General features: G+C 56.1%; 24 protein-coding genes and 1 other RNA gene. 9 read left to right on the plus strand and 16 right to left on the minus strand.

Going from position 1 to position 25615, the window contains the following annotated elements:
• Nucleotides 1-117: 117 nt before the first annotated feature.
• The 4 genes from SADFL11_RS15855 to SADFL11_RS15870 form a co-directional block, all read right to left on the minus strand.
• Nucleotides 118-1050, minus strand: a complete 933-nt coding sequence (locus SADFL11_RS15855) for a glutaminase (RefSeq protein WP_008194454.1) — start codon at nucleotides 1048-1050, stop codon at nucleotides 118-120.
• 28 nt (nucleotides 1051-1078) lie between these two features.
• Entirely contained in the window at nucleotides 1079-1765 is a 687-nt protein-coding gene (locus tag SADFL11_RS15860) for an EI24 domain-containing protein (RefSeq protein ID WP_008195921.1), read from the minus strand.
• A 59-nt stretch (nucleotides 1766-1824) separates the two neighbouring features.
• Nucleotides 1825-2508: a sulfate transporter family protein gene (locus SADFL11_RS15865; protein WP_008195840.1), complete on the minus strand. Its 684-nt coding sequence runs from the start codon at nucleotides 2506-2508 to the stop codon at nucleotides 1825-1827.
• A 79-nt stretch (nucleotides 2509-2587) separates the two neighbouring features.
• Nucleotides 2588-3151 carry a GNAT family N-acetyltransferase gene (locus SADFL11_RS15870; RefSeq protein WP_008193707.1) on the minus strand — a complete coding sequence of 188 codons (564 nt, stop codon included), beginning with the start codon at nucleotides 3149-3151 and terminating at the stop codon, nucleotides 2588-2590.
• 156 nt (nucleotides 3152-3307) lie between these two features.
• On the opposite strand from SADFL11_RS15870, the gene SADFL11_RS15875 reads away from it, so the two are divergent.
• Nucleotides 3308-4054, plus strand: a complete 747-nt coding sequence (locus tag SADFL11_RS15875) for a class I SAM-dependent methyltransferase (protein WP_008190179.1) — start codon at nucleotides 3308-3310, stop codon at nucleotides 4052-4054.
• A gap of 18 nt (nucleotides 4055-4072) precedes the next feature.
• Here SADFL11_RS15875 and recR read toward each other — a convergent pair whose 3' ends face one another.
• The 4 genes from recR to ffs form a co-directional block, all read right to left on the minus strand.
• A complete protein-coding gene (gene recR / locus SADFL11_RS15880; protein ID WP_008192287.1) occupies nucleotides 4073-4681 on the minus strand; it encodes a recombination mediator RecR in 609 nt (202 codons plus the stop codon).
• 374 nt (nucleotides 4682-5055) lie between these two features.
• Nucleotides 5056-5376 carry a YbaB/EbfC family nucleoid-associated protein gene (locus tag SADFL11_RS15885; protein WP_008194365.1) on the minus strand — a complete coding sequence of 107 codons (321 nt, stop codon included), beginning with the start codon at nucleotides 5374-5376 and terminating at the stop codon, nucleotides 5056-5058.
• Between the two features lie 117 nt (nucleotides 5377-5493).
• Entirely contained in the window at nucleotides 5494-7431 is a 1938-nt protein-coding gene (locus tag SADFL11_RS15890; protein WP_209002624.1) for a DNA polymerase III subunit gamma/tau, read from the minus strand.
• A gap of 152 nt (nucleotides 7432-7583) precedes the next feature.
• Nucleotides 7584-7681: signal recognition particle sRNA small type (ffs, locus tag SADFL11_RS15895), an RNA gene on the minus strand.
• Nucleotides 7682-7970: 289 nt separating this feature from the next.
• Between ffs and SADFL11_RS15900 the strand changes: the two genes are divergently transcribed.
• The 5 genes from SADFL11_RS15900 to SADFL11_RS15920 all read left to right on the plus strand — a co-directional run bounded on the left by SADFL11_RS15900 (nucleotide 7971) and on the right by SADFL11_RS15920 (nucleotide 11946).
• A complete protein-coding gene (locus tag SADFL11_RS15900; protein ID WP_008193136.1) occupies nucleotides 7971-8396 on the plus strand; it encodes an HIT domain-containing protein in 426 nt (141 codons plus the stop codon).
• Nucleotides 8397-8438: 42 nt separating this feature from the next.
• Nucleotides 8439-9386 (plus strand): NAD(+) diphosphatase, encoded by a 948-nt coding sequence (nudC, locus tag SADFL11_RS15905; protein ID WP_050776025.1) that lies wholly within the window; start codon nucleotides 8439-8441, stop codon nucleotides 9384-9386.
• Nucleotides 9383-9961: a histidine phosphatase family protein gene (locus tag SADFL11_RS15910; RefSeq protein WP_008197024.1), complete on the plus strand. Its 579-nt coding sequence runs from the start codon at nucleotides 9383-9385 to the stop codon at nucleotides 9959-9961. Before nudC ends, SADFL11_RS15910 begins: the two co-directional genes overlap by 4 nt.
• A 64-nt stretch (nucleotides 9962-10025) precedes the next feature.
• The gene (locus SADFL11_RS15915; RefSeq protein ID WP_008194090.1) at nucleotides 10026-11240 is read left to right on the plus strand and encodes a lytic murein transglycosylase; all 1215 of its coding nucleotides are present in this window, start codon (nucleotides 10026-10028) and stop codon (nucleotides 11238-11240) included.
• A gap of 79 nt (nucleotides 11241-11319) precedes the next feature.
• Nucleotides 11320-11946, plus strand: a complete 627-nt coding sequence (locus SADFL11_RS15920; protein WP_008196126.1) for a hypothetical protein — start codon at nucleotides 11320-11322, stop codon at nucleotides 11944-11946.
• A gap of 34 nt (nucleotides 11947-11980) precedes the next feature.
• Here the strand turns inward: SADFL11_RS15920 and SADFL11_RS15925 are convergent, their stop codons facing one another.
• The 8 genes from SADFL11_RS15925 to SADFL11_RS15960 all read right to left on the minus strand — a co-directional run bounded on the left by SADFL11_RS15925 (nucleotide 11981) and on the right by SADFL11_RS15960 (nucleotide 22676).
• On the minus strand, nucleotides 11981-12574 hold the full coding sequence (locus SADFL11_RS15925) for a hypothetical protein (protein WP_008193745.1): 594 nt from the start codon (nucleotides 12572-12574) through the stop codon (nucleotides 11981-11983).
• A gap of 73 nt (nucleotides 12575-12647) precedes the next feature.
• A complete protein-coding gene (locus SADFL11_RS15930) occupies nucleotides 12648-14279 on the minus strand; it encodes an ABC transporter ATP-binding protein (RefSeq protein WP_008189969.1) in 1632 nt (543 codons plus the stop codon).
• 10 nt (nucleotides 14280-14289) lie between these two features.
• Nucleotides 14290-15384, minus strand: coding sequence for an ABC transporter permease (locus SADFL11_RS15935; RefSeq protein ID WP_186009084.1), 1095 nt, complete (start codon nucleotides 15382-15384; stop codon nucleotides 14290-14292).
• Nucleotides 15385-15478: 94 nt separating this feature from the next.
• Nucleotides 15479-16600 (minus strand): microcin C ABC transporter permease YejB, encoded by a 1122-nt coding sequence (locus tag SADFL11_RS15940; protein WP_040451318.1) that lies wholly within the window; start codon nucleotides 16598-16600, stop codon nucleotides 15479-15481.
• 64 nt (nucleotides 16601-16664) lie between these two features.
• Entirely contained in the window at nucleotides 16665-18557 is a 1893-nt protein-coding gene (locus SADFL11_RS15945) for an extracellular solute-binding protein (RefSeq protein ID WP_008197321.1), read from the minus strand.
• Nucleotides 18554-20434, minus strand: coding sequence for an extracellular solute-binding protein (locus tag SADFL11_RS15950; RefSeq protein ID WP_008189551.1), 1881 nt, complete (start codon nucleotides 20432-20434; stop codon nucleotides 18554-18556). Before SADFL11_RS15950 ends, SADFL11_RS15945 begins: the two co-directional genes overlap by 4 nt.
• Nucleotides 20435-20537: 103 nt before the next feature.
• Nucleotides 20538-21968, minus strand: coding sequence for a diguanylate cyclase domain-containing protein (locus tag SADFL11_RS15955; RefSeq protein WP_134853056.1), 1431 nt, complete (start codon nucleotides 21966-21968; stop codon nucleotides 20538-20540).
• Between the two features lie 156 nt (nucleotides 21969-22124).
• Entirely contained in the window at nucleotides 22125-22676 is a 552-nt protein-coding gene (locus tag SADFL11_RS15960) for a c-type cytochrome (protein WP_008189097.1), read from the minus strand.
• Between the two features lie 200 nt (nucleotides 22677-22876).
• Between SADFL11_RS15960 and SADFL11_RS15965 the strand changes: the two genes are divergently transcribed.
• The 3 genes from SADFL11_RS15965 to SADFL11_RS15975 are packed head-to-tail and all read left to right on the plus strand — an operon-like array spanning nucleotide 22877 to nucleotide 25570.
• A complete protein-coding gene (locus tag SADFL11_RS15965; protein WP_040452729.1) occupies nucleotides 22877-23611 on the plus strand; it encodes a 3-deoxy-manno-octulosonate cytidylyltransferase in 735 nt (244 codons plus the stop codon).
• Between the two features lie 27 nt (nucleotides 23612-23638).
• A complete protein-coding gene (locus tag SADFL11_RS15970) occupies nucleotides 23639-24529 on the plus strand; it encodes a prephenate dehydratase (protein ID WP_008188838.1) in 891 nt (296 codons plus the stop codon).
• A 39-nt stretch (nucleotides 24530-24568) separates the two neighbouring features.
• Complete coding sequence (locus tag SADFL11_RS15975) at nucleotides 24569-25570, plus strand: adenosine kinase (RefSeq protein ID WP_008197404.1); 1002 nt, start codon at nucleotides 24569-24571, stop codon at nucleotides 25568-25570.
• Nucleotides 25571-25615: the final 45 nt, after the last annotated feature.

Raw genomic sequence — 25615 nt, forward strand, 5'->3', positions numbered from 1 at the left:
CCAGATATTGCGCCGGTTTGCCGCGCATTGGCACCGTTTGAGACGTAGACAGCGTTGTATTTTTTCGGTCAGAGCAAGAAACGACTCACTGCAAAGACCGCTTTCCGTTTGCGTCACTCACGTACTTCTTGAACAAGATTGCGGCATGCCGAACACGGACCAGCCGGTCTCGTGAGCAATGCGCTCCATCGCCTCAGTCCCCAGCTTGGAGTTGCCGTATTTGTTAAGCCCCGGCGACCACACAGCAATCGAGGCCCTGCCCGGAGCGATCACCAGGATCCCGCCACCAACACCGCTCTTGCCCGGAAGACCGACCCGGAACGCAAAATCGCCCGATCCGTCATAGTGACCGCAGGTCATCATCAAGGCGTTGATCCGCCGCCGCCGCTCGCTGGACACGAGCTTTGGCATATCTGTCCCTTCGAGAAGAAACCGGCCGGCAAGCGCGAGCTGCGTACATGTCATCTCGACCGCGCATTGGTGACAGTAGGTGCCCAAGACCTTGTCGACTGATGCGCGAAGATTGCCGAAAGACGCAAGATAATGCGCGAGCGAAAAGTTTCGATGACCGGTGGCAAGTTCTGAGCTTGCAACGCTCTCATTGATATGAATGCTCTCGTCATCCGTTGCTGCGCGAATGAAGCGCACCAACTCGCCAAGGGCCTCACGCGGAGACGATCCGGCTAGATAAGTATCGGTCGCGACCAGTGCACCGGCATTGATGAAAGGATTGCGCGGGATGCCCTCTTCTTTCTCCAAGAGCAGGATCGAGTTGAAAGACAGACCGGAGGGCTCCCGTCCCACACGTTGCCAAAGCTGATCTCCCACCCGGCCAAGAGCAAGTGCCAGCGCGAAAACCTTGGACACCGACTGGATGGAAAACGGGACATGTGCATCACCGGCGGAAAAGACATCCCCGTTCGCCAGCGCAATCGATATGCCGAACTGATTGGGATCGATCTTGGCAAGCTCGGGAATGTAGGTCGCAACCTGCCCCTTGTCTTCCGACTTGAGCGCCGCGTTCGCAATGTTGTTGAGCAGTTCCTGCATGCCGTTCCCCTGATGCGACCCTGCGCAGTCAGGCACTGGATGCGCAAGCCACTTTCTTAAAAAGATGGGTCATCAGTATCGTAGAATAAACCGGCGTCATAAGGTTCAAGACAGGAACAACCAACAGGAGCGCCGTCGAAATTCCTGCAAAGAGTACACCCCATCCATTTGCTTTGCGGAGGCGTTTGGCTTCGAGGCGGGAAACATGGCGCTGTCCAATTGATACGAATTGATCTCGCCCCATCAAAGCTCCGGCGACGCATACAAAAAAACAGGCCCCGACGAGTGGGCCTGCTGACGCCGCAACCAATGCGGTGACGATAAACACCACCATCAGCCCTACCAAGGCCAAAACAGCGCGAAAGAGCGGTCCAAGCCCGGAAACCCTAATTCCCGGCGCATCTTGAGGATAGTCGGAAGTTTCGATGGAACGGGCCACCCTATCCTGGAATAATAATCCGTAAAGCATGGAAGTCGGCGCGAAAATGTAGGTCGATACGATCAGGGTAATAACAAGGCCAATCGACTGCGCAGCATTGAAGACCAAATGCAGAAAATACTCTTCTGCAAACGTGCTTATTGCCGCGGCACTCAGGGCCGCTGCAAGCATTCCCAGAACGAGTGCCCCAACTATGGCCCAGCCCAGCGCTCGAGAGATCCCGTCGAGGCCGGCCACTGAAAACATTTGAAAAAAGCTCTTGATGTAAATAGCCATGCGCAACTTCACAAACAACACGGCATCATGTCTTCGAGCGCTAAAGGGACTGTAAAACCCTAGCGGGAAAACTGCGCCTTGCCACCACCTCGTTCAAGCCGCTTGAAGAGATGCATCATGAACAGGGTGGCAAAAATCGGCGTTACCAGGTTGAGGATCGGCACTGCCAGCAAGCCGGCAATGACCACGCCTGCGAGGAAAACCGTACCGCCACGCGCCTTTCTGAAAGCACGCGCCTCCTCCGGTTGCATGAAACGCATGGCCGCGAACTCGAAAAACTCGCGGCCCAGCAGATAACCGTTCACCAGGAAAAACGCTACGAGATTGATCCCTGGCACCAAAAGCAACACAAGCGCAAAGAGGTTGCCGAGGATCACGACGCCGGTGAACTTGATTGTCTGAGGGATTGACTTGGAAAGCGGCAGAGCCTCGCCGGGCCGATCCCCGGGATAATCCCGCGCCTCGACAATGTCTGCGATCTCGTCCTGAAACAGACCGGCAAACAGCGCGGAAATCGGTGCAATCAGAAACCCAAGTGCAAAAACAGCCCCGATGCCAGTCAGAACGGACAGCGCCGTTTCCAGCCACGGATAAGGCAACGCGACGAACCCCGCGACCAGCCCTTGCAACGCAATCCAAATGACCACGAGAACGGCCAGCGTAAAGCCAAGCATTTTCCAGAAGACAGCGCGAAACGGGCGCTCGAACACCTGGGACATGGCACGGCTGGCGGACTGGAACATTCTTGCCTTCAATGAGTTGTGATCGACCGCCTCGAGATAAGTGCGGATCTGACTCCGCGCAAGTGGCCACAGAAAAGGATCACTCAGCCTCAAAAACAGATCGGGTAAGAATGAGATCCGTCTGCTTCTCTGTCTTGCCGGTAGCCCGATTGAAATCCATGCTGGTTCCAACCGGCTTGAACCTCTTCTTCTTCAGCAGAACATCCGAGGCGATGTTGCCGTCATAAAAAGATGCTCGAATCGCCTCGGCGTCAGTCAGCTTAAACAGCTCCTTGAGGGCCGCATCCAGGGCTTCGCCCATAAAGCCTTTTCCGTGAAATCTCGATGCCAGAAAGAAGCCAATGATCGGCGGTTTTTCGGCATCCGTCCAGTTTGCCAGAATGAGGCCGATGGCCTTTTGTTTCTTGTCTGATTTTTTTGAGACGATGAAACAGCGCTCGTGCGGCGGAAAGATCAGAAACCGCTGAAACCGCTCAAGAGCAAATCCGGTCGGACACGGATGAGGGACGTTGATCCAGCGGGCGACTTCAAAATCGTTGTAGATTGGATCGATCTCGAACGCATCCTCAAGCTTCGGCGCCCTCAGACGAAGCCTGCGGGTCACGATTGGTGCCGGTGCTTGCAACACTGGGTTCGGGAACATGAGCAACAATCCTTGAGAGAGAAACTAGGGCACTTACGTTTGTGTCATCATTCCTCAGGTCATATATGGTGATCAAGGCTGCTTTCGTTCCTTCAACATCAAGTGTATCTTAAGATGAAGTTCCTTATTACGCCCTCATAGATTGTTGATTCGCCAATGATCAAAGCACACGATCCAGCTGCAACACCTGTCGCGACAGACCTGGATCCGGCAACCATTTTCGAAACCGACTGGCAGATTTACCGGACGCTGGTCGACTATAATCTGCTCTTTCATCAGGAGGTTTCGAACGTCCTGGTTCGTGAGATCATTGCGCGGTTTTCCGCTGGCTTCCGGTTTCTGGATCTTGCCTGCGGTGATGCGGATGTCATGTCCCGTGCTCTTCGAAAAACCACCGTCAAAAACTATCTCGGCGTTGACTTGTCGCCGCAGGCATTGGAAATCGCCACAAAAAACCTGGAAGACGCGCCTTTTGACGCGCGGCTGGAGCAAATTGATATTCTCACCACGCTCTCTGAAAACCCGGGCACATATGACGTGATCTGGTGCGGGCTGTGTTTACATCATTTCCAGAGCAGTGAAGAAAAAACGCAGGTTTTCTCGGCCATCCACTCTGCACTGAGCTCCAACGGTGTGTTCTTTTCCTTCGAACCTGTTTTGCCGGAGGGCATATCGATCGATGCCTTCAACCGGCAAAACAGACAGAAATTCCGGGAGGATTGGTCGCCGCCGCTCACAGAATTACGGTTCGAACGCCTGATGACCCATATCGAGACTTGCGATTTTCCGGAGACCGCACACAGCTGGCTCACTGCCGGGCGCGCAGCGGGTTTTTCTTCGGCGAATGAATTGTTCGCAATTCCGAATGACGGCTATTGCCGGTTGTTTCGATTTGAGCAGTAGCCTTTAGTACCGCTTATATCAAAATCGCGTCCGCGCTTTAAGCGCCTGGGCAAGCGTGCCCTCGTCCAGATAGTCGAGTTCCCCGCCGACCGGCACGCCGTGCGCGAGTTTGGTGACATGAACATCGAGGTGACCGAGCTGGTCCATGATGTAATGGGCTGTTGTCTGGCCTTCGACGGTTGCACTGATCGCAAGAATCACTTCCTGGATTTCCGGCGCGCCGCAACGGTCGACCAGGGAGGCAAGGTTCAGGTCATCCGGGCCAACGCCATCTAGCGGCGAGAGAGTTCCGCCGAGCACATGATAGCGGGCATTGACGGCACTTGCGCGTTCCAGCGCCCAGAGATCGGACACGTCTTCAACGACAACCAGGACGCTTGGGTCCCGCTTTTCATCGGAACAGATCGTGCAAGGATCGGACGTGTCGACCGTGCCGCAGACCGAACAGATGCCGATGTCGCGAACGGCAATGCCCATGGCCTCGGACAGCGGGACCAACAGCTGGTCCTTTTTCTTGATGAGGTGCAAAGCGGCCCGGCGGGCCGACCGCGGACCCAGCCCCGGCAGCTTTGCCAGCAACTGAATCAGCCGCTCGATTTCCGGTCCTGCGACCTGCTTCTGCGCCATCTATTCCCTCATTCCCCAACACTATTTCGGGGGCGAGACTTCCCCCAATTCGTCGTTACCGCACGTGATCCGGCAATCCATTCCGTGAGTGAACAGCCATCACGGCACTAAGAGAGGTGAAACGGTATGGATCCTCGGGTCAAGTCCGAGGATGACGAAGGCCATGGAGAAAACCAAGGTTCGCGATTACAGCACTGGTCATGCCCACTTGGCTGTCATCCCCGCCTTGAGCGGGGACCAAATTATTTGTACGGAAGCTGTCAGAAAGCTCTAGCTCTGCAACAAGTGGGATCGCGAGTGGATCCCGGCTCAAGGCCGGAATGACATCGAGAATAAGACACCCATTGTTCTATTCCGACCTCGAACCAGAAAACTTAAAACGGCAGTTTCATGCCGGCGGGCAGACCGAGGCCGCCCATCATCTCCTGGGTCTTTTCCTGGATTGCCTGATCGATCTTCACCCGGCCGTCGGTGTGCGCAGCAACGATCAGGTCCTCCAGGATCTCGCCCTCGCCTTCTTTCATAAGAGACGGGTCTATGGTGAGGCTTTTCAGCTCGCCCTTGCCGTTGAGGCGCACGGTGACAAGGCCCGCTCCGGAAGAGCCTTCTGCTTCGATGTCTTCGATCTGTCCCTGCAGAGAGCCCATCTGCTCCTGCATTTCCTTGGCCTGCTTCATCATCTTGAGGAAGTCCATCGGGTCTCTCCTTGAAAACCTGGCCGGCGGTCCCCGCCGTTTCTCACTATTTGGGGTCTGCGTTTAGAAGAACAATTGCCAAGGCGCAAGCTTGAGCAATACAGACGGCAACTGCCCCTAGTCTTCGTCGTCGTTGCCCAGCGCTTCATTGAGCAAAGGATCGTTGACCAGCGGATCGGCCATGGCCGCTTCGTCTTCTTCAGACGACTGCACCTTCACGTCGATCACCTTTGCGCCTGGAAACTGGGCCAAAAGTGCCGCCACAGTCGGGTGGGACTTTGCATCGGACAGAAGCTGCTGCTGGTTGGCTTCCTGCTCTTCGTGGATCGTGGGGCGGCCTTGCGTCCGCGACACAACGACAAACCAGCGCTGGCCTGTCCATTCGGTTAGTTTGCGGCCGAATTCGCCGGCGATATCGGCAGGCGCATCATCGGTCGGCTGGATCTCGATCTTGCCCGGTTCGAATTTCACAAGCCTCATTTGGCGCTGGATCGCAACTTTCATCGGGATGTCGCGCTTTTCCGAAGCCAAGGCGACGCAGTCGTGCAGGTTCTTTAGATTGTAAGCAGATTGCGGCTGAGCGGGTTCCGGCTCCGGTGCGTTCTGTGGCGACTTTTGTTGCGCGGGCGCTGTTTGGGGCATGCCGCCCTGAATGGTGGAAAGCTGCGGCCGACCAGACGCCTGCATGACCGGGCCACCTTGTGGGGTGCCTTGTGGCATCGCCCGCGCCCCAACAGCCATTGCCTGTCCCCCGCCGCCGGACGGAGCTGCACCACCGCCAGAGGCTCCTACCGGTGCCCCGCTGGATGCCGGCATCTGGCCATTCTGGATCTGCGCCATCAATTCGCCCGGATCCGGCAGGTCCGCCGCATAAGCAAGACGCACCAGCACCATGTCGGCCGCGGCCAGAGGCTTGGAGGCGGCCTGGACTTCCTGAACGCCCTTGAGCAGAATCTGCCAAACGCGTGACAGAAGCCGGACCGAGATCTTTTCGGCAAACTCCTGACCCCGGGCGCGCTCAGCTTCCGTCACCGACGCCTCGTCCGCAGACTTTGGTGCAACTTTCATGCGTGTCACGAGGTGGGTGAAATCGGCGAGATCTGTCAGAATGATCGCCGGATCCGCACCAATTTCATATTGCGCCTGCAGCTCGGCTAGCGCGTCCTCTATCCGGCCGGCCATCAGGTGGCCGAAGAGATCAATCACCCGCGCGCGGTCCGCAAGTCCGAGCATCTGGCGCAAGTCATCAGCTTCGATTGCACCTGAGCCATGGGCCATCGCCTGATCGAGCAGCGACAGCGAATCGCGCGCCGAGCCCTCACCAGCTCTGGCGATCAACATCAGGGCTTCATCGGAGATCTGAATGCCCTCGGCATCGGAGATCCGGCGCAGCAAGCCAATCAGCTTGGACTGATCGATCCTGCGCAGATCAAAGCGCTGACAGCGAGAAAGGACCGTGATCGGAACTTTCCTGATTTCTGTAGTCGCGAAAATGAACTTCACATGCTCCGGCGGCTCTTCCAACGTCTTCAGCAGCCCGTTGAAGGCCGCGTTGGAGAGCATGTGCACCTCATCGATGATGTAGACCTTGTACCGCGCCGTTGCCGGGCGGTAGCGGGCTGCATCGATGATTTCACGAATGTCACTGATGCCGGTGTGAGAGGCAGCGTCCATCTCGATCACATCGACATGACGGCCTTCCATGATCGCTTTGCAGTGCGTGCCTTCTTGCGTCAGCTTGACGGTTGGCTTATCGGCTTCCCCGGGCACCTCATAGTTGAGACCCCGGGCGAGAATGCGGGCGGTTGTGGTTTTGCCAACCCCGCGCACACCGGTCAGCATCCAGGCTTGCGCGATCCGGCCTGTATCAAACGCATTTTCAAGCGTTTGAACCATGGGCTCCTGCCCCACAAGATCTTCAAAGGTCTTCGGGCGGTATTTGCGCGCCAACACACGGTAAGCGCCGCCCTCGGCCGCGCCGGGCGCCGTTCCGGTCCCGCCCGTCAGCCCAAGGCCGGTTTCAGTGTCGTCTTGCGGAAAGCCAGTGTCATCCATGAGCCGCACCATACCGATTTTTTTCAAAAGGTGGACAGGGTTTTATCGGTTTTCTTGGAATGGCTAACAGGCACTTCCCTGGAGCGGCTCAAAAGACAAAAAAGCACCGCGGAAATCCGGCGGTGCCTTGTGCTTTTTCCTCGTAATGAAGGGTGGGAGGCTGGCACGGCGACCCGTGCCGAGGCTCGTTAGGGCTGCTTCCTTCCGGACCTGACCCGGTTGGCGAGTGGCTCGTCCACCACCAACCTCCCGAGCGCCTTATATCAGGATTCATGGGGTGGTTGGCAAGAGGCAATTCCGGGTTTTTCTTTGCCGGAAAAGTGCCGGCAGTTCGCAGACACTCCGCCTCATTATCTTGTGACGTCATCCAAGATTGACATTCGTGGCAAATATCGCCAGCTATGATTTTTGTAGCGTCGTATGCCTCCCGAGTGAAAAGAGGTTTCTTTCCCATCTGCACTGGACGTATGGTGAGATAACAAATTCCAAGTCAGTCTGTTCGCGCCCCGTCGGCCTAATATCTGTATCGGTTTGACCTAATGAGCTTTTTCGATCTCAATCCGCGTCTTGAAGGAGACAGTCTCCCGGTTCTGGATTTGCCGTTATCAACTGTTCGGCTGATGAAGGACGCCAATTATCCGTGGCTGCTGCTGGTGCCGCGCAAGCCGGACCTGGTTGAGATCATCGATTTGGAAGAAGATGACCAGCTTCAGCTGATGCGGGAAATTGCGCTTGCCAGCCGAGTTTTGCGCTCGGCAACTGAATGCGAGAAACTGAACGTTGGCGCTCTCGGTAACCAGGTCTCTCAACTCCATGTTCACGTCATTGCTCGCTTCCGGGATGACGCGGCTTGGCCGGGGCCGATTTGGGGAGTAGTTTCGCCAAAACCTTACGAAGACGCTGCGGATGAACACTTGATAAACCGCCTGCGGGACAGCTTTGCCGCGGAAACCGATTTCGACTGACCCGGCCCCTCACCAAATTCTCCCTATCCCAAGGATTACCTGATGCGTGCGCCCGATGCCGACCTGCCAGCCATGGAAATGAGTTTTCTCGGGAACACGCTCGACCGCCAGTCAACGCGTCGCGGCGACCGCGCCTACTTGAGCGAGCTCCTGGACCGGCCGGATACCGAAATTGTTTTGTCGACACCGCGGACGCTAGTGTTTCCGGCAGGCTCGCCTCCGCGGTTCGGGCACACACTCGAAAGTGTTTTGAGCCTGAGCGCATCGCGCGAAGAAATGGTCTTCCTGGGATTACGGCCCGAAACGGGCCGGGCCGTTTTTGCGACGACACTTGGCCAGCAGGATGAAGAGCTGGCGGAGATGCCCAGCCTGCATTTGCAGGATCTACGGCAGCTGGCCATCCAACGGACATTCCCTCCAGAAGAACTCGGCGCGTTGGCGCAAGCCCGCGCCCTGATCCACTGGCATCGAACGCACAAGCATTGCTCGCAATGCGGTGAAAAAACGGTCATGAGCGAAGCGGGATACCGGCGCGATTGCCTCTCGTGCGGCGCCCATCATTTTCCGCGCACGGATCCCTGCGTCATCATGCTGATCACAGACGGAGACCGGGCTCTGCTGGGGCGCCCGCCTCGGCTACCAGAAGGGATCTACACGACACTTGCGGGGTTTATGGAGCCGGGAGAAACGATCGAACAGGCCGTCCGGCGGGAAACGCTTGAGGAATCCAGCATTGAGGTAGGAGAGGTCCGGTTGATCTCCAACCAACCCTGGCCTTTTCCTGCCAATCTGATGCTCGGCTGCATTGGTGATGCGCTATCGACAGACATTATCATCGAAGACGACGAACTTGAGGCCTGCAAGTGGTGCAGCCGCGACGAGGTCCGCCAAATGATTGAAGGCACCCACCCGGAGGGACACATGATCCCGCCATCAATTTCCATTGCGTATGAATTGATTACCGGCTGGCTGGAGGAGACAACCTTATGACTTGGTGTGTTTATCTGACCCATCCGGAAGTCGAAATCGATCCGGATGTCCCCATCCAGGAGTGGCGGCTGTCAGAAATTGGCCGCGACCGCGCTGCCCTCGCCGCGGATCTGCCATTTGCAAAAGACTTTCAGCGCATTGTCTCCAGCGGCGAGGTCAAGGCCGTCGAAACCGCTGAAATTGTCGGAGGGCACCTCGAGCTGAAGCCTCTGGTCATGAAGGCGCTTCATGAAAATGACCGGTCCGCGACCGGCTATCTGGCCCGGGAAGAATTTGAACGCACAGCAGATCAGTTTTTTGCCAACCCGGACGGATCCATTCGTGGCTGGGAGCGGGCGATTGACGCACAAATGCGCATTGTTACGGGCATTCGGGCCGTTCTGCGCTCAGTCAAAGAAGAAGATCCTGTACTCTTCACCGGGCATGGTGCGGTCGGCACACTTCTGATGTGCCACCTTATGGGGACGCCAATCTCACGGGCACATGATCAGAAGCGCGGAGGCAGCTGGTATCGGTTCGATAAAGACTGGCTGACATCGCAGTCTGGCTCAAGTTTGGCTTGGACAGAACTCTAACAGCTGTCGGTTGACGCTTGTCTTCGTGATAGTCTCTGCGCTCCCGACCTATGGAGACTAAGCCGTGATTGCCAAAGCGCTGCGCCTTGCCACGCTCGCCCTCAGCCTTTCAATCTTGCCATCAGGTCTGGCAATCGCCGGCCAGTACGACCAGCAATTCCGTCAGTTCCTGGCTTCGGCTGTAGTCCCAGCGGCAAGACAAGCGGGTGTTTCCCAGTCAACATTGGACAGAGAACTGAGGGGCCTGACACCAGATACATCGCTGCCGGGCCTCGTTGGTCCAGGTGGCAAGGGTGCTCCTCCCAAAGTCAATTTCCAGGCTGAATTTCGCTCGCCGGCCCGCTATTTCCGCAACAGCCAGTTCAATGCACTCGTTCCCGGCGGCCGCCGGCTTATGCAAAAGCACGCGTCAACGCTTCAAATGATAGAAACGCGGTACGGTGTTCCGAAACGTATCATACTTGCGATCTGGGCCAGGGAATCCGGCTATGGCGGTGCCAAGATCCCACATGATGCCGTTCGTGTTCTTGCAACCCGGGCCTTTATGGGTCAGCGGGCTGATTTCTTCAAAGGCGAATTGATTGCCGCCTTGCAAATCCTGCAAAATGGCGACGTTTCCAGAAAAACCCTGCGCAGCTCTTGGGGTGGCGCCATGGGACAGCCCCAGTTTTTGCCGTCTTCGTTTCTGAAATATGCCGTCGACTTTGACGGCGATGGACGGCGGAACATCTGGACGTCGGAAGTGGATACAATGGCGTCAATCGCAAACTATCTGGCCAAACATGGCTGGGTAAACGGCCGGGACTGGGGCTACGAGGTACGCTTGCCGAACACTGTCTCCTGCACCCGCGAAGGGCCGGACAACCGGCAACCGATCTCGAAATTCGTCGCTGAAGGTGTCACACGTGTCAGTGGGCGCCCGTTCCCAAATCACGAGATCAACCAGCCGGGCAACATCTTGCTCCCTGCCGGCCGCTATGGTCCGGCTTTCATCGCAACTGAGAATTTCTACGTTATCAAGGAATACAACGAGAGCGACACCTACGCGCTGTTCGTCGGTCACCTTGCAGACCGGTATGGCTCGAACAAAAGCTTTATGGGCGATTGGAAACCAATGAAGGACACCACCCGAGGCGCTGTGCGCAATCTTCAATTGCGCCTTGAAGGCGATGGTCATGATGTTGGCGGTGCAGATGGTCTCATCGGTTTCAAGACCCGTCGCTCCATCGGTGTAGATCAGGAGAAGAATGGCTTCTTTGCGACCTGCTGGGTAGGGTAATTGACACTTATATTAATTTTTTGATTTTATTTCTTATTGTTTTGCGATAATAATCATCCCGATTTTTCGGGAGATACTGATGTTTGCTCACAAAACGCACGCTCGACCGGGAATTGCCAAGCTGGTTCTGGTCCTCATGCTTGGCGGTTTGATGTCGGCGTGTGGCCACGTTCCTTTGGCGACCATTGCCAAGCTAAGCCAGTTCGACATGCTGGAAACGGACCCCGGCGCTTTGCGTCTCGCGGTCAAATACCCGGATGCAATCCGTATTCCCGAAGGTGGGGCGACCATGGCCCTGACGATCAAACGCAAGACGGATGGTGCTGTCTTGATGGAAGAAAAACTTGCCTTTGAGGAAACAGATTCCAAGGCGGACAAGGCAGAGTTATCGCAGGAACTGCAGACCGGTTATCGCCTGGAAATCTACCGAATCCCGGAGGAAAACGTGCCGTTCTTCCGTAGTTTTCAAAAGCACATGGCATCTATGTCCAAAAGCGACCGGGAGAAAATTGAGGGCAGCTTGAGCATCGGTGTGACTGGCTGTCTTCTGACCGACGAAAAGCCTTCCGAAGTCCGTGTCAGCACCTTCTTAAAGGCAGCAGAATTGGGCGGGTTTGTAACACTCTTGCGCAACTTCGATCTGGAAGAACAGATGGCGGAAATAGGTGATGGAGGAGGATTGGAGCGGTGCCCGGATGCTGCTTGAAACCATTTGTCGAAAATATACCTAACGCATGGCGTTACTTGCAGCCATTGTGCTTCCGCCACATTTCAGCGCTATGCCCCTCCGGCACACTGGTACACGGATCTTCTACATAGCCGCGCGACATCATATATTGTCTAATTTGGTCTTCGGTCATTAATTTGGCCGTAGAGAGGTGGCGAGACAGGTGAACATAGCGCAGATCAGCCCGCGCTTTTTCCGCCGCTTCAATACGCGAACGCAAGTCCACCTCAGAGAGATCCTCCGATTCAAAAGCACGACTGAGTGCGGCTTCCGCTTCTATGAATCGCTCCCCGCCGTCGATCGCTTCCTGTTTCATCTCGTCGTAAATTGCTTGCACGGCTACAATCTGCTCCATGGACAAGCCCAAATCGTCTTTGTGTTCGAGCACATGTGCCGGTCCTGGAAGTCCATTGAGTTCTGCTGGCAGCGCAAAGCCCCAGCCTCCCCCCCGCTGCAGCTCGGTTATGTCCTGCTCAGACAGGCTTTTTATTTTTCGCTCTTCAAAACCAGCGTAGGGGCTTGTGTGGTGAGCACTATGGTCTTGCCCGTTTGCGGTACTTCCAGTGATGGTTCCCAAAACCGCAAGAACCGCTAACTGCTTCAACATCACAACGCTCCTGATCATTTAACGCTTGAGACTGCATCTTGTCCAAACGCCCTCGCATTGCACCGCTTACCGTCTACACGCTCACCACACCTTCAGGGGCCGTCTCCAGCCGGAATGCGGCTGCCATGAGAGCCTTCGTGTAATCGGTTTCCGGCGCATCGAAGATTTTTTCGGCCGAGCCGGATTCCACCACCTTGCCCTGACGCATTACGACCACTTCATTTGCAAGTGCCCTTACCACTTTCAAATCGTGGGAAATGAAGAGATACGCCAGTCCGTGCGCTTTTTGCAGGTCTCGCAAGAGATCGACCACCTGCGCCTGAACACTCATGTCCAAAGCAGACGTGGGCTCATCCAGCATGACGAATTTTGGCTCCAAAACCATGGCCCGGGCAATAGAGATCCGCTGGCGCTGACCACCGGAAAACTCATGCGGGTAGCGGTGACGCGTGGAAGCATCAAGGCCCACCTCTTCCAGCGCTCTGGCAACTTTCCGGTCCCGCTCCTCTGAAGAGATGCCCGGGAAGTGCACCTGCAGCCCTTCCCCGACAATATCTGCGACTGACATACGCGGGGAAAGCGCACCGAACGGATCCTGAAACACGATCTGTATGTCCCGACGCAACGGCCGCATTTCCTTCCAGGAGTTTTCCTGAATGTCCTGACCATTGAAGGCGATGCGCCCGGTGGAGGAAATCATTCTCAAGATCGCAAGCCCGAGCGTGGTCTTACCCGATCCACTTTCCCCCACAATCCCGAGCGTTTGTCCCTCGCGGACGGTGACGTCAATGCCATCGACCGCCTTTACATGGTCAACGGTCCGGCGCAAGAACCCCCGCTTGATCGGGAACCAGACCTTCAGGTCATCGGCCTGAACCACAATCGGCTTGGTCTTGTCCGTTTCCGGCGGATTGCCCTTTGGCTCTGCCGCCAAAAGATGCTTGGTGTAGTCGTGTTGCGGATTGTCGAAAATCTCGGCAACCGGTCCCTGCTCGACGATCTTGCCACCGGTCATGACGCAGACCCGGTCCGCAAACTTGCGGACGATACCGAGGTCATGGGTGATGAACAGCATGGCCATGCCTTGCTGACGTTGCAGATCCTTCAAAAGTTCCAGGATCTGCGCTTGCACCGTCACATCGAGTGCCGTTGTCGGTTCATCGGCGATCAGTAGATCCGGCTCGTTCGCGAGCGCCATCGCGATCATGACGCGCTGCCGCTGCCCGCCGGAAAGCTGGTGCGGATAAGAGCCAAGGCGGGTTTCCGGATCGCGGATGCCGACCTGATTCATGAGCTCCAGAACCCGCTCGCGGGCCTTGGTATCACTCATGCCCCGATGCACCTTCAGGATCTCGGAGATCTGACGCTCGACCGTATGCAAGGGGTTGAGCGAGGTCATCGGCTCCTGGAAGATCATCGAGATCTCGTTGCCTCGCACCTTGCGCATCTCGTTGGCATTTGCCTGCAGTAGGTCAACGCCATCCTTGACGATTTTGCCCGTCGGGTGAGAGGCGGCCGGGTACGGTAGAAGTTTCAGGACCGACAAAGCCGAGACGGATTTCCCGGACCCACTTTCGCCAACCAGCGCAACGGTTTCGCCCTTGTTGATGTCAAAGGAAATCCGGTCGACTGCAAGTGTTTCTCTGCCGCCTTGCGTGAAGGCGACCGAGAGATCCTGAACGGAAACGAGCGTGTCCTTGGTCATCTCTGCCTCCCTATGCCAGGCTCTTGCGCGGATCGAATGCATCGCGCACGGCTTCGCCAATGAAAATCAACAAACTCAGCATCAGCGAGATCACCATGAACCCGGTGATGCCCAGCCACGGCGCCTGAAGGTTGTTCTTGCCCTGCGCAAGCAGTTCGCCAAGCGATGCAGATCCCGGCGGCAGACCAAAGCCAAGAAAGTCCAGCGCCGTTAGGGTCGAGATGGATCCGTTCAGGATGAAGGGCATGAAGGTCAGAGTGGCAACCATCGCGTTCGGCAACAGGTGCCGCCACATGATCACGCCGTTGGAAACGCCCAGCGCGCGCGCCGCCGATATGTATTCAAAATTCCGACCACGCAGAAACTCGGCGCGAACGACACCAACCAGCGCCACCCAGGAGAAGGCGAGCAGGATTGTGAAGAGCGTCCAGAATCCTGGAATGAGAACCGAGGACACAATCAGGATGAGATACAGCGTCGGGATGGCTGTCCAGATTTCGATAAAACGCTGGAAGATCAGGTCCACCCAGCCACCATAATAGCCCTGCACGGCTCCGGCAGCGATGCCGATCACCGAAGATGCCAGCGTCAGGGCCAGACCAAACAGAACCGAGATGCGGAAGCCGTAGACAAGACGCGCCAGAACGTCGCGGCCCTGATCGTCTGTGCCGAGCCAGTTCCAGTTGCCCATGACGCAGTTCGGGTCGTCCGCACCCAGCGGGTAGCGCTGACAGCGCTCTTGCTTATCCAGCATCCACGACGGCGGAGCGGGAGCGGGTACCGGTATCTCATGGTTCACCGTCCGGTAGGAGTACCGCACAGCCGGCCAGAGCATCCAGCCGTTCGCTTCGATCTCTTCCTGGATGAACGGATCCCGATAGTCGGTGATCGCCAAAAAGCCGCCAAACTTTTCTTCGGGATAATCGACAAAGACCGGAGCCAGCAGCTCGCCATTGTAGGAAACGAGGATCGGCCGGTCGTTGGTCACGAACTCGGCGCCCATGGCGAGCACAAACAGCACTAAAAAAATCCAGAGCGACCAGTAGCCCCGGCGATTGGCCTTGAAGTTGGCAAGGCGCCGTTGATTGATCGGCGACAGGCGCATCTTTTTGGGCGGTGGTGCCGTTTCCTCCGCCAGCGGGTTCAACACATCGTAGCCGGCGTTTTCGAGGTCCTTGTTCAGACGACTGTCCATTTCCTCACACCTCCCGGCTTTCAAAATCGATCCGTGGATCGATCCAGGTGTAGGTGAGGTCAGAGATGAGGTTCACCAGAAGTCCCATCAACGAGAAAATGTACAACGTTGCAAAGACCACCGCGTAATCGCGATTGATGATGGATTCAAACCCGAGCAGCCCGAGACCATCCAGCGAGAATATCGTCTCGATCAACAGCGAGCCGGCAAAGAAGGACGAGATGAAAGCACCCGGGAAACCGGCCACCACGATCAGCATCGCGTTCCGGAACACATGGCCGTAGAGAACCTGGCTTTCCGTCAACCCTTTTGCGCGCGCGGTAATCACGTACTGCTTGCGGATCTCATCCAGGAAGGAGTTCTTGGTGAGCAGCGTTGTCGTCGCAAAAGCCGACAGAACCATCGCTGTCAGCGGCAAGGCCAGGTGCCAGAAATAGTCGAGGATCCGTTCCGGCCAGGACAGGCTCTCCCAATTGTCGGACACCAATCCCCTCAGCGGGAAGATGTCCCAGAAGGACCCGCCGGCGAAGAGAACGATCAAAAGAACCGCAAACAGGAACCCTGGGATCGCATAGGCGACCACGATGACCCCGGAGGTCCAAACATCAAAGCGCGAGCCATCGCTCACCGCCTTGCGGATGCCAAGCGGGATCGAGACCGCATAGGAAATCAGCGTCATCCAGAGACCGAGCGAAATCGACACGGGCAGTTTTTCGGCGATCAGGTCGAGGATGCGAATGTCCCGGAAATAACTGTCTCCGAAATCAAACCGCGCATAATTCCAGAGCATGTTCAGGAACCGTTCCAACGGCGGCTTGTCGAACCCGAATTGTGCTTCCAGCTCCTTGATGAATTCCGGATCCAGCCCCTGAGCGCCGCGATACTTGGACGTCACACTGTCGCCACCGCCCGCGCTTGCGCCGGACGATTCATTGCCGATGTTTCCCATATCGCTGCCGCCACCGCTGATGCGCGATGTCGCGTCGACATCCGTGCCGGAGATCTGCGCAATGACGCGTTCAACCGGTCCACCGGGTGCAAACTGGATGATGAAAAAATTGATTGCCATGATCCCGACGAGGGTCGGGATCATGAGCAACAAACGGCGGAGAATATAAGCGCCCATAGGGGTCTTTTTATCCCTTTGCATCTCAGCTCGAAAACCGAGCTTAGAGAGTGTCTGTTATTTTCTAACCGGCATCTTCAATGATTTTGGCTTTTTCTGGATCTATCCACCAAAGATCTTCCACGGGGAAGAAATACTTTGGAGGTTCCGGTGGAAACCCGAACATGTCCCAGATGGCTACCGAGTGGGTGTTCTTGTACCATTGCGGGATCCAATAGTAACCGGCACGCAACACACGGTCGATCGCCCGGGCCGCGGTGACCATTTCCTCCTTGGACTGCGCCGCCAGGACTTTGTCGGTCAGGGCATCAATCACAGGATCGGAAATGCCGGCAAGGTTGCTGCTGCCCGGCACACTGGCTGAACGGGTGGTCCAGTACTCCCGGATCGGATCAGACAATGTGGCACTAAATGCAAACCGGCGGCTGGCTATATCGAAGTCGAACTCGTTCAAGCGGGCCTGATACTGGGCTCCGTCCACAACCCGGAAAGTTGCGTCGACACCGAGCCGTTTCAGGTTCTTGATGAATGGATTGACGATCCGTTCAAACGACGTCGTGTTGTTCAAAAACTCGATCGTGAACGGCTTGCCGTCTGGTCCGACAAGGTTTGAGCCGTCGCGCGTGTATCCTGCCTCCCGCAAAAGCTCATTGGCCTGGCGCAGCAGTCCACGGTCAAAGCCCGACCCATCGCTGACCGGCGGCGTCACGGGCTCCCCGAAGACAGCTTCCGGCAGCTGATCCCGGTAAGGCTCCAACAAAGCCAGCTCCGCGCCCTGGGGCACTCCTTCGGCCTTCATCTTCGAGTTTTCGAAGTACGACTGCGTTCTTTGATAAAGATCGTAAAAGAGGTTCTTGTTGGACCATTCAAAGTCGAACGCATAGCCAAGAGCTTCGCGCACACGGGGGTCCTTGAACTTGTCGCGGCGCGTGTTGAGAAACCAGCCTTGCGCGCCGGAGGGACGGCCGTCCGGAAAGACCTTTGTCACCACCCGACCATCTTCGACCGCCGGAAAATTGTATTCGGTCGCCCAGTTTTTTGACGAAAATTCCTCGCGGTAGCGAACGGTTCCTTTTTTGAAAGCCTCAAAGGCGACCTGACGCTCGCGGAAAAATTCCACACGCACAATCTGGAAATTTTTCTGTCCGCGCAGCACTGGCAGATCATTGGCCCAGTAGTCATTGACCTTGTGGTATTCGACGAAACGCCCGACAGCGTGTTTTCCGACTTTATAAGGGCCCGATGACAGCGGCGGGGTCAGTGTGCTCTGCTCAAAGTCGTAGGCCGTGTAGTAGCGTTTTGAAAAGATCGGATATCCAGCTGCAACACCGAGCGGATAATTGCGGGACTGTGTCCCGTCAAACTGCAGAGCGACGCGATGTTCATCGAGCACTTCCGCATCGGTCAGAACCCGCATGGGCTGGCTGATGTTCGGGTGGCCATGCTCTTTGAGAAGCAGCATGGAAAATGCGACGTCTTCGGCCGTCAGCTTTGAGCCATCATGAAACTTTGCTTCAGGCCGCAAATTGAAGATGAAGCGATTACCGTCTTCGGAGACCTCAACACTTTCTGCGACGAGCCCGTAAACCGCATCCGGTTCATCATAGGCCCGGACCATGAGAGTGTCGAAACACAGCTCCATCCGCGGCGGCGCATCCCCTTTCAAAATGAAAGAATTGAAGGTGTTGTAAGTCAGAACGTTCTGATTGAAGGACCAGTATGGCGCTTGGAAATTGAACGTGCCGCCCTCCGGCGCATCCGGGTTGACGTAGTCAAAGTGCGTAAAGTCCGGCCCGTATTTCAGGTCTCCAAAAACTGAAAGGCCGTGACGTGGACCGGTGCCCCCACCTGCTGCATATGCAGCTCGAGAGAGCAGTGGCCCGGATGCAGTCGCAAGCGCCGTTGCCGCGGAAAGCTTCAAGACCTGCCGTCTGTCCGGCCCCTGACGGTTCGTCATTGCACGGCTCCGGTTTTTGCTGCCTTTTCTTCGTCATACCACCAGATCTCCGGGAACCCAGTGCTGTATTCCGGCATTTTTTCAGGATGGGAGAACCGGTCCCAGCGCGCTGTTCGGGTTTCATCGACATAGAACTGCGGCACAACGTATTGATTCCATAAGAGGACGCGGTCCAAGGCGTGGGTCGCAGCAACAAGGGTCTCCCGATCCTCTGCGAAGATAACCTTGTCGATCAGGTGATCGATGGCCGGATTTTTGATGCCGCCGTAGTTGGCTGAGCTCGCATTGTCGGCAGAGACAGACCCCCAATACTCCCGTTGCTCGTTCCCCGGTGACAGGGACTGCCCAATCGCCAAGGTCGTCGCGTCGAAGTCGCGCGCCCGAACCCGATTAATAAACTGGGACGTATCGGCAAGCCGCAAGACAGCCTTGATGCCGATACTCTCCAGATTTTTTGCGTAGGGCAGCAGAGAGCGCTCACTGGCCTTGTCGCGGTAAAGAAACTCGATCGTGAGCTGCTCACCGGTCGTCTCGTCGACCATATGGCGCCCTTCGAGTTTGTAACCGGCACCGCGCAGAAGCTTGACGGCCTCACGCAAATTGGCCCGGACATTTTGCGGTGAACCGCCGACCGGATTCTTGAATTCTTCGGTAAAGACTTCCGGCGGCACCTGATCGCGAACCTCTTCAAGAATTTCCAGTTCCTTGCCAGTCGGCAGACCGGACGAGGCCAGTTCTGTCCCGGAGAAATAGGAGTTCACGCGTTTCAGAAGGTTGGCGGAGATGATTTCGTTGGTCGTTTCAAAATCATAGGCATAGTTCAGCGCCCGGCGCACGTCCGGGTTCTTGAACTTGTCTCTCCTGAGGTTCAGGAAGTATCCCTGCATCACGCCGGTGGATCGGTCCGGAAAGATCTCGCGCACAACCCGCCCGTCGCGGAGGGCTGGAAAATCATAACGCTTTGCCCACTGGCTTGAGCTGCGTTCGGTATGAAAATCGTATTGATCGCCTTTGAAGCCTTCGAACTGAACCGCATCGTCCAGAAAGATGACGTACCGGATCTCGTCGAAGTTTCCTGTTCCGGCCCGGATCGGCAAATCCCCGCCCCAATAATCGTCGACCCGCTCGTAGATCACTTGCCGGTTCGCCGAAAAATCCTTGATCCGGTATTGACCGGATCCCAGGGGCGGCTCTAGCGAACTCTTGGAGAGATCCCGAGGCTCACCCTTGTCATTGGTTCCGTCCCACCAATGCTTTGGCAGGATGGTGAGTTGACCCATGATCTTGGGAAGTTCCCGGTTGCCGGATGTGTCGAACGTGAACCGAACGATATTGCCGTCAACGATTTCGGCATTCGTGACGTTTTTATAGTAGAACTTCCGCTGCGGATTGAGTTCGATTGATTTTTCAAACGACCAGATCACATCTTCGGCCGTCACCGGCTGCCCGTCATGCCACTTGGCGTTCGGGTTCATTCGGTATTCGACCCATGAATAGTCTTCCGGGTATCTGACGCCATCTGCCAGAACGCCGTACTGCGCACTGATGTCGTCTTCATCGAGAGACGGCTCCATCAGGCTCTCGTAGATATTCAGGATCCCGGGCGCAGGCTGACCTTTGGGCGGCAGGAAGTTGAATGTGTCGAACCCGCCGCGGGCTGCGAGACGCACTGTGCCGCCTTTTGGCGCATGCGGATTCACATAGTCAAAATGTTCGGCATCAGGGCCGTATTTCGGCGTACCGTTCAAAGCCGCAGCATGTTTCCACTGAGGATCTTGCGCCGCCGCAGGATTTGCAATTGCAGCGACCAGCAACAAAACTCCCGTCAGTATTGCCGTAACCGCTGGTTTTTCGGTTGCACGCCAAGCGGCTCGCATCACTTGCTCCGTTGCTGTTATCCGGGCCGCTGGTTCGCGGTACGGAAACAGTTTAGGGAGCGGTGACCAAAAAACCACCCATTAAGCGTGATATGACATAAATTTAACCGGTTTGCGGAAGTTCGTTGCCGGAGACGGTTTCCGGTTTTTTCCGCCCCTTGGTCTTTTGGCTGTACATCCGGCTGTCGGCAACTCTGAGCAGATCGTCAATGGTGCCTGCATCGCTTGGAAAGCTTGCACTGCCAATACTGGCACTGACGCCGATGCGCACACCGGAGAACTCAAAAACCTCTGAAAGGCGTTCGCCCAGACGCTCCAAAAAAGCTTCGCGCTCCAGGCGGCGCATGTTTCCAGGGGTCAAAACGATAAACTCATCACCGCCCACACGGGCAACCGTATCTGTCTGCCGTGTCTGCTGCTGCAGCCGGTGACCGATTTCGACCAGCAACTGATCTCCAGCCGCATGTCCATAGTTGTCGTTGATCGGTTTAAACGCATCAAGGTCTACATAAAAGATCTCAAATCCGGACCCGGTCCGATCGGACATGACCGCCAATTGGAGCATCCTGTCTTCCAAGAGCCGCCGATTTGCCAAACCAGTCAGCGGGTCGTGCAACGCCATTGAGCGAACCTTGTAAACCTCGCTGATCAGCAAAAACGCCATTGCGCCGAACAGAAGCGAAATCAAACTCCCGACAAGCTGAGTGATCCAGATGCTGCGTTCATTGCTGTTCCAGCCGTTTTCTGGATAGCCCAGCACTTCCCATTTCAAACCGCCGGGCAGGTTCAACGGAAGACTTACGCTGTCAATATCCATCAAACCGAAGCTTCCGAATATATGCGCTTTTTCCGGTGTGGATGCAGCTTTGTCCACGATCCCAATCCGCAGCTGTTTGACAGTGTCAGCGATACCAGCGGCTTGCATCAGGCCCGCTTCATCGACCACGAGCGACAACACACCCCAGTATGGGCGCTCCGGCATGGGTTGCCCGAGTTCGGACGGTGGGAATACGGGGATCCGGATCAAAAGCGCCCGACCGCCCTGTACAAGTTCCAAGGGTCCGGCAATGACGATCTCCCGGGAAAGCATGGCCTGTCTGATTGCAGGCCATTGGCTTGTGTTCAATCGGTAGTCCAAGCCTATGGCCGACTGGTTGGGCTGATACGGATAGACAGCCTGCAGAATATTGTCCGGCGCAAGTCCGATCGATCTTATGACAGGATTTTCATCAATCAAATCAGATGCGATCGCATCGTATTTGCGCGCATTAAACGGCTCTTTGGAAGACTCAATGACATTAGCCCGCAGACCGATACCATAAGCAACTGTACGGTTGAGTTCACCTTCAAGCTTGGCGCGGACTTCTGAAAGATTGGCTACGGCCTGGCGTTTGTTTTGAGACATGATTTCGCTGCGCACCGTGTACCCGACATGCGCCGTAACCGCGATCCCAGCCAGAAAGCAAATCACCGCCGTCAGCGAAGCAACCCACGCCCCATTACTATGTACAAAAAACTGACGCAGTGCGTTCATGCTTGCCCAATCCAATTGGATTGTCGTTCCTGCCAATATTACCTAAATGATACGTAACGTCACAAAACTTAATTTTCCTTCAAATCGAAATAAAAAAACCGGGCAATTGCCCGGCTTTCAAATGTAGTCACAGCAATTCACCAGTGCTTATTGGGATTATTCTCCCGGAAGCGGCTTTGGTGTTGCAGCCTGCTCGCGCATGTACGCAATCAGGTCAGCCCGCTCTTCAGACTTGCGGATACCTGCAAAACCCATGGACGTGCCAGGGATGTATTTTTTCGGGGCCGCGAGGAAGTTATAAAGGCCCTCGTAGGTCCACTCCGGATTTTCTTCGCCGTATGCCGCCATTGCGCTGGAGTAATTTACGCCATCAACACCGCCCGGTTTACGACCGACGATTTCCCACAGGTTCGGGCCGACTTTGTTCGCGCCGCCCTGCTCGAAAGTATGGCACGCCGCACATTTCTTTGCAGCACTCTCGCCATCACTTGCAGCAGCGGCCATGAGCAACTCGCCAATCGGAACGACATCCGGCTCCGGTGTGACTTCTGACGTTGAATCTTCCGCGGCGGCCACGACAATTTCATAGCCGGGCTTGCCCGGGATCGTCGGTTTGAAAATTATGTCGGACACAATTCCCAAACCCATAGTCAGAATAAGCACCATAAGAACCGCACCAGCGGCCTTGTTCAGCGTGAAGGAATCCATTCTCTCCGGCTCCAAGCTCATACGCGTCCGGGCCCGTAACTTGAGGTCACGAACCCTATCAGCTCCTCGAATTTTGCCGGAACCTACAAATTTTTTGACCTCGCTGTCCATAGCTTTAAAAGGGCAACGTGTACGACATTCGGACGCGCCCCCGGAAAAACACAGTTTTCCGGCCAAAAAACCCGCCAAAGGAGACTGGATTGAGCTCTGCCCTTGTTATTGTTCCGGCCCGATTGGCCGCAACACGCCTGCCCCGGAAGCCATTGGCGGATATTTGCGGAAAACCCATGATCGTACGGGTGCTCGAGCAGGCCCTCAACGCAGATATCGGACCGGTCGCTATTGCGACTGATGACGCGAGTATCGCTGAGGCTGTCCGGGATCACGGCGGAACCGCAGTCATGACTCGGGATGACCATGAATCTGGTTCAGATCGCATCTTTGAAGCTGCGCAGACCCTGGACCCCGATCAGAAACACGACACTGTGTTGAATGTTCAGGGTGATGTGCCTCTGATTGAGCCTGAAGCGATTCGGGCCGCCTTCGCGCCCCTTTCGATCCCGGGGGTAGACATTGGCACCATCATGACCGAAATCCGGGATGCACGGTTCCGCGACGACCCGAACTTCGTGAAAGCGGTCACGACACCGAACGGGCACGGGCACAACCGGGCGCTTTATTTTACCCGCGCAACCGCGCCGGTTGGCGACGGCCCGCTTTATCAGCACATCGGCATCTATGCCTATCGCCGCGCCGTTCTGGCGCGTTTTGTCTCCCTGTCGCCGTCACCACTGGAAAAGCGGGAAAAACTGGAACAATTGCGCGCGCTCGAGGCCGGTATGCGGATCGATGTATCGGAGATTGCCTCCGCGCCTATGGACGTGAACACACCTGAAGATCTAGAACGGGCCCGAACAGCCTATCAATCCTTTTAAAACGCCGCACCAAAGCTGGATACATCAATGAGCAATGCGAAAAAAATCGTCTTCCAGGGCGAAACCGGCGCCAACTCCCACATGGCTTGCCGTGACGTTTATCCCGACTACGAAGCCATTCCCTGCGCGACGTTTGAAGACTGTTTTTCGGCAATGGCGGACGGCAAAGCCGACCTGGCGATGATCCCGATCGAGAACTCTGTCGCGGGCCGTGTCGCGGACATTCACCATCTTCTGCCTGGTTCAAATCTGCACATCATCGGCGAGTACTTCATGCCGATTCGGTTCCAGCTGATGGCTCCAAAAGGAACCAAGATCGAAAATCTTACAACGGTACAAAGCCACGTTCATGCGCTGGGGCAATGCCGGAACATCATTCGGGAACTGGGTTTGAACGCTGTTGTTGGCGCCGACACCGCCGGCTCGGCTCGTCAGATTGCCGAGCTGGGCGATCCCACCCATGCAGCACTCGCTCCACGGATGGCCGCTGATATCTACGGTCTCGATATACTGCGTGAAGATGTGGAAGACGAGGCACACAACACCACACGGTTTGTGATCCTTTCCCGCGACAAAATGGAGGCAGCCCACAACGGCCAACCGGTAATAAGCACCTTCATTTTTCGGGTCCGCAACGTGCCGGCCGCTCTGTACAAGGCGCTCGGCGGTTTTGCGACGAACAATGTGAACATGACCAAGCTGGAATCCTACCAGCTGGAGGGGCAGTTCTTCGCGTCCATGTTCTACGCGGACATCGAAGGGCACCCCAACGATCCGCATGTTGCGCTGGCTTTGGAAGAGCTCGCCTTCTTCTGCGCGGAGCTCAAGATAGTTGGTGTTTACCGGGCAAGCCCGTTCCGCGACAAAATTCGTGAACCGGAAGCTAACCGGGCCTTAAGACCCAATCCGCAATCTTAAGGGCGACGCCCATTCTTTCAGGACCCTTTAGAGGACCCAATGACCGAAATTCGTTTTGATGCCCTGTGCATCGGCAATGCTATTTGTGATGTATTCGCCCATGTCGAGGAAGACTTTCTTCTCCAGGAGGGCCTGGTCAAAGGGTCCATGCGGCTCATCGAGACCGATGAAGCTGTGGCCTTGTTCAACAAGATGGGCCAAACGGTCCGCATCTCCGGCGGCAGCGCTGGCAACACAGCGGCCGGAATTGCCTCTCTCGGGGGCCGCCCAGCATATTTCGGGAAAGTCGCCGAAGACGAACTTGGCGACAGCTACTATCACGACATGAACGGCACAGGTGTGTACTACAACACCCCGCGCCTTCGTGAATGGAAGCCTACTGCCCGCTCAATGATCCTGATCACTCCGGACGGTGAGCGCACCATGAACACATATCTTGGCGCGTGCACGGAGTTCAGCCCATCAGATGTTGATGAAGACGTAGTTGCCGCTGCCGCAGTCACCTACATGGAAGGTTATTTGTGGGATCCGGAAGAGGCAAAGAAAGCTTTCCTCGCGGCCGCAGAGATTGCGCACAAGCATGATCGTAAAGTGGCAATCACCTTGTCCGACTCCTTCTGTGTTGACCGTTACCGGGATGAGTTTACCGGGCTGCTGTCAGACGGCGTCGTTGATCTGATGTTCGCCAATGAGCATGAAATCAAGGCGCTTTATCAAACGGGAGACCTGGACACGGCCATTTCTGCCGCGCGTGAAAGCGGCGCAATGACCGCCCTTACGCTCGGCAAAGACGGCGCGATGATCATCACACCCGAGGAGACCGTCAAGGTTCCCGCCCAGCAGGTTGATAATGTCGTTGACCTTACCGGCGCCGGCGATCTCTTCGCCGCCGGCTTCCTGTTTGGTCTTGCACGAGATTACTCGCTCACCACTGCGGCTGAGCTCGGCTGCATCTGTGCCTCCAGCGTTATCAAGCACGTCGGCGCCCGCCCGGAGCGGCCGCTGAAAAACCTTGCAGCGCAGAATGGGTTTGAAGTTTGAACAAAAAAGGCGGCCCACCAGCCGCCTTTTTTCTCATGAGTTTTG

Source organism: Roseibium alexandrii DFL-11 (assembly GCF_000158095.2).
Lineage (GTDB): Bacteria > Pseudomonadota > Alphaproteobacteria > Rhizobiales > Stappiaceae > Roseibium > Roseibium alexandrii.

What these genes read in the sequence shown, in the direction of transcription:
- SADFL11_RS15855 (WP_008194454.1), bottom strand. Translation starts at nt 1,050, where the DNA reads ATGCAGGAACTGCTCAACAACATTGCGAACGCGGCGCTCAAGTCGGAA.
- SADFL11_RS15860 (WP_008195921.1), bottom strand. Translation starts at nt 1,765, where the DNA reads ATGGCTATTTACATCAAGAGCTTTTTTCAAATGTTTTCAGTGGCCGGC.
- SADFL11_RS15865 (WP_008195840.1), bottom strand. Translation starts at nt 2,508, where the DNA reads ATGTTCCAGTCCGCCAGCCGTGCCATGTCCCAGGTGTTCGAGCGCCCG.
- SADFL11_RS15870 (WP_008193707.1), bottom strand. Translation starts at nt 3,151, where the DNA reads ATGTTCCCGAACCCAGTGTTGCAAGCACCGGCACCAATCGTGACCCGC.
- SADFL11_RS15875 (WP_008190179.1), top strand. Translation starts at nt 3,308, where the DNA reads ATGATCAAAGCACACGATCCAGCTGCAACACCTGTCGCGACAGACCTG.
- recR (WP_008192287.1), bottom strand. Translation starts at nt 4,681, where the DNA reads ATGGCGCAGAAGCAGGTCGCAGGACCGGAAATCGAGCGGCTGATTCAG.
- SADFL11_RS15885 (WP_008194365.1), bottom strand. Translation starts at nt 5,376, where the DNA reads ATGGACTTCCTCAAGATGATGAAGCAGGCCAAGGAAATGCAGGAGCAG.
- SADFL11_RS15890 (WP_209002624.1), bottom strand. Translation starts at nt 7,431, where the DNA reads ATGGATGACACTGGCTTTCCGCAAGACGACACTGAAACCGGCCTTGGG.
- SADFL11_RS15900 (WP_008193136.1), top strand. Translation starts at nt 7,971, where the DNA reads ATGAGCTTTTTCGATCTCAATCCGCGTCTTGAAGGAGACAGTCTCCCG.
- nudC (WP_050776025.1), top strand. Translation starts at nt 8,439, where the DNA reads ATGCGTGCGCCCGATGCCGACCTGCCAGCCATGGAAATGAGTTTTCTC.
- SADFL11_RS15910 (WP_008197024.1), top strand. Translation starts at nt 9,383, where the DNA reads ATGACTTGGTGTGTTTATCTGACCCATCCGGAAGTCGAAATCGATCCG.
- SADFL11_RS15920 (WP_008196126.1), top strand. Translation starts at nt 11,320, where the DNA reads ATGTTTGCTCACAAAACGCACGCTCGACCGGGAATTGCCAAGCTGGTT.
- SADFL11_RS15925 (WP_008193745.1), bottom strand. Translation starts at nt 12,574, where the DNA reads ATGTTGAAGCAGTTAGCGGTTCTTGCGGTTTTGGGAACCATCACTGGA.
- SADFL11_RS15930 (WP_008189969.1), bottom strand. Translation starts at nt 14,279, where the DNA reads ATGACCAAGGACACGCTCGTTTCCGTTCAGGATCTCTCGGTCGCCTTC.
- SADFL11_RS15935 (WP_186009084.1), bottom strand. Translation starts at nt 15,384, where the DNA reads ATGCGCCTGTCGCCGATCAATCAACGGCGCCTTGCCAACTTCAAGGCC.
- SADFL11_RS15940 (WP_040451318.1), bottom strand. Translation starts at nt 16,600, where the DNA reads ATGGGCGCTTATATTCTCCGCCGTTTGTTGCTCATGATCCCGACCCTC.
- SADFL11_RS15945 (WP_008197321.1), bottom strand. Translation starts at nt 18,557, where the DNA reads ATGACGAACCGTCAGGGGCCGGACAGACGGCAGGTCTTGAAGCTTTCC.
- SADFL11_RS15950 (WP_008189551.1), bottom strand. Translation starts at nt 20,434, where the DNA reads ATGCGAGCCGCTTGGCGTGCAACCGAAAAACCAGCGGTTACGGCAATA.
- SADFL11_RS15955 (WP_134853056.1), bottom strand. Translation starts at nt 21,968, where the DNA reads ATGAACGCACTGCGTCAGTTTTTTGTACATAGTAATGGGGCGTGGGTT.
- SADFL11_RS15960 (WP_008189097.1), bottom strand. Translation starts at nt 22,676, where the DNA reads ATGGATTCCTTCACGCTGAACAAGGCCGCTGGTGCGGTTCTTATGGTG.
- SADFL11_RS15970 (WP_008188838.1), top strand. Translation starts at nt 23,639, where the DNA reads ATGAGCAATGCGAAAAAAATCGTCTTCCAGGGCGAAACCGGCGCCAAC.
- SADFL11_RS15975 (WP_008197404.1), top strand. Translation starts at nt 24,569, where the DNA reads ATGACCGAAATTCGTTTTGATGCCCTGTGCATCGGCAATGCTATTTGT.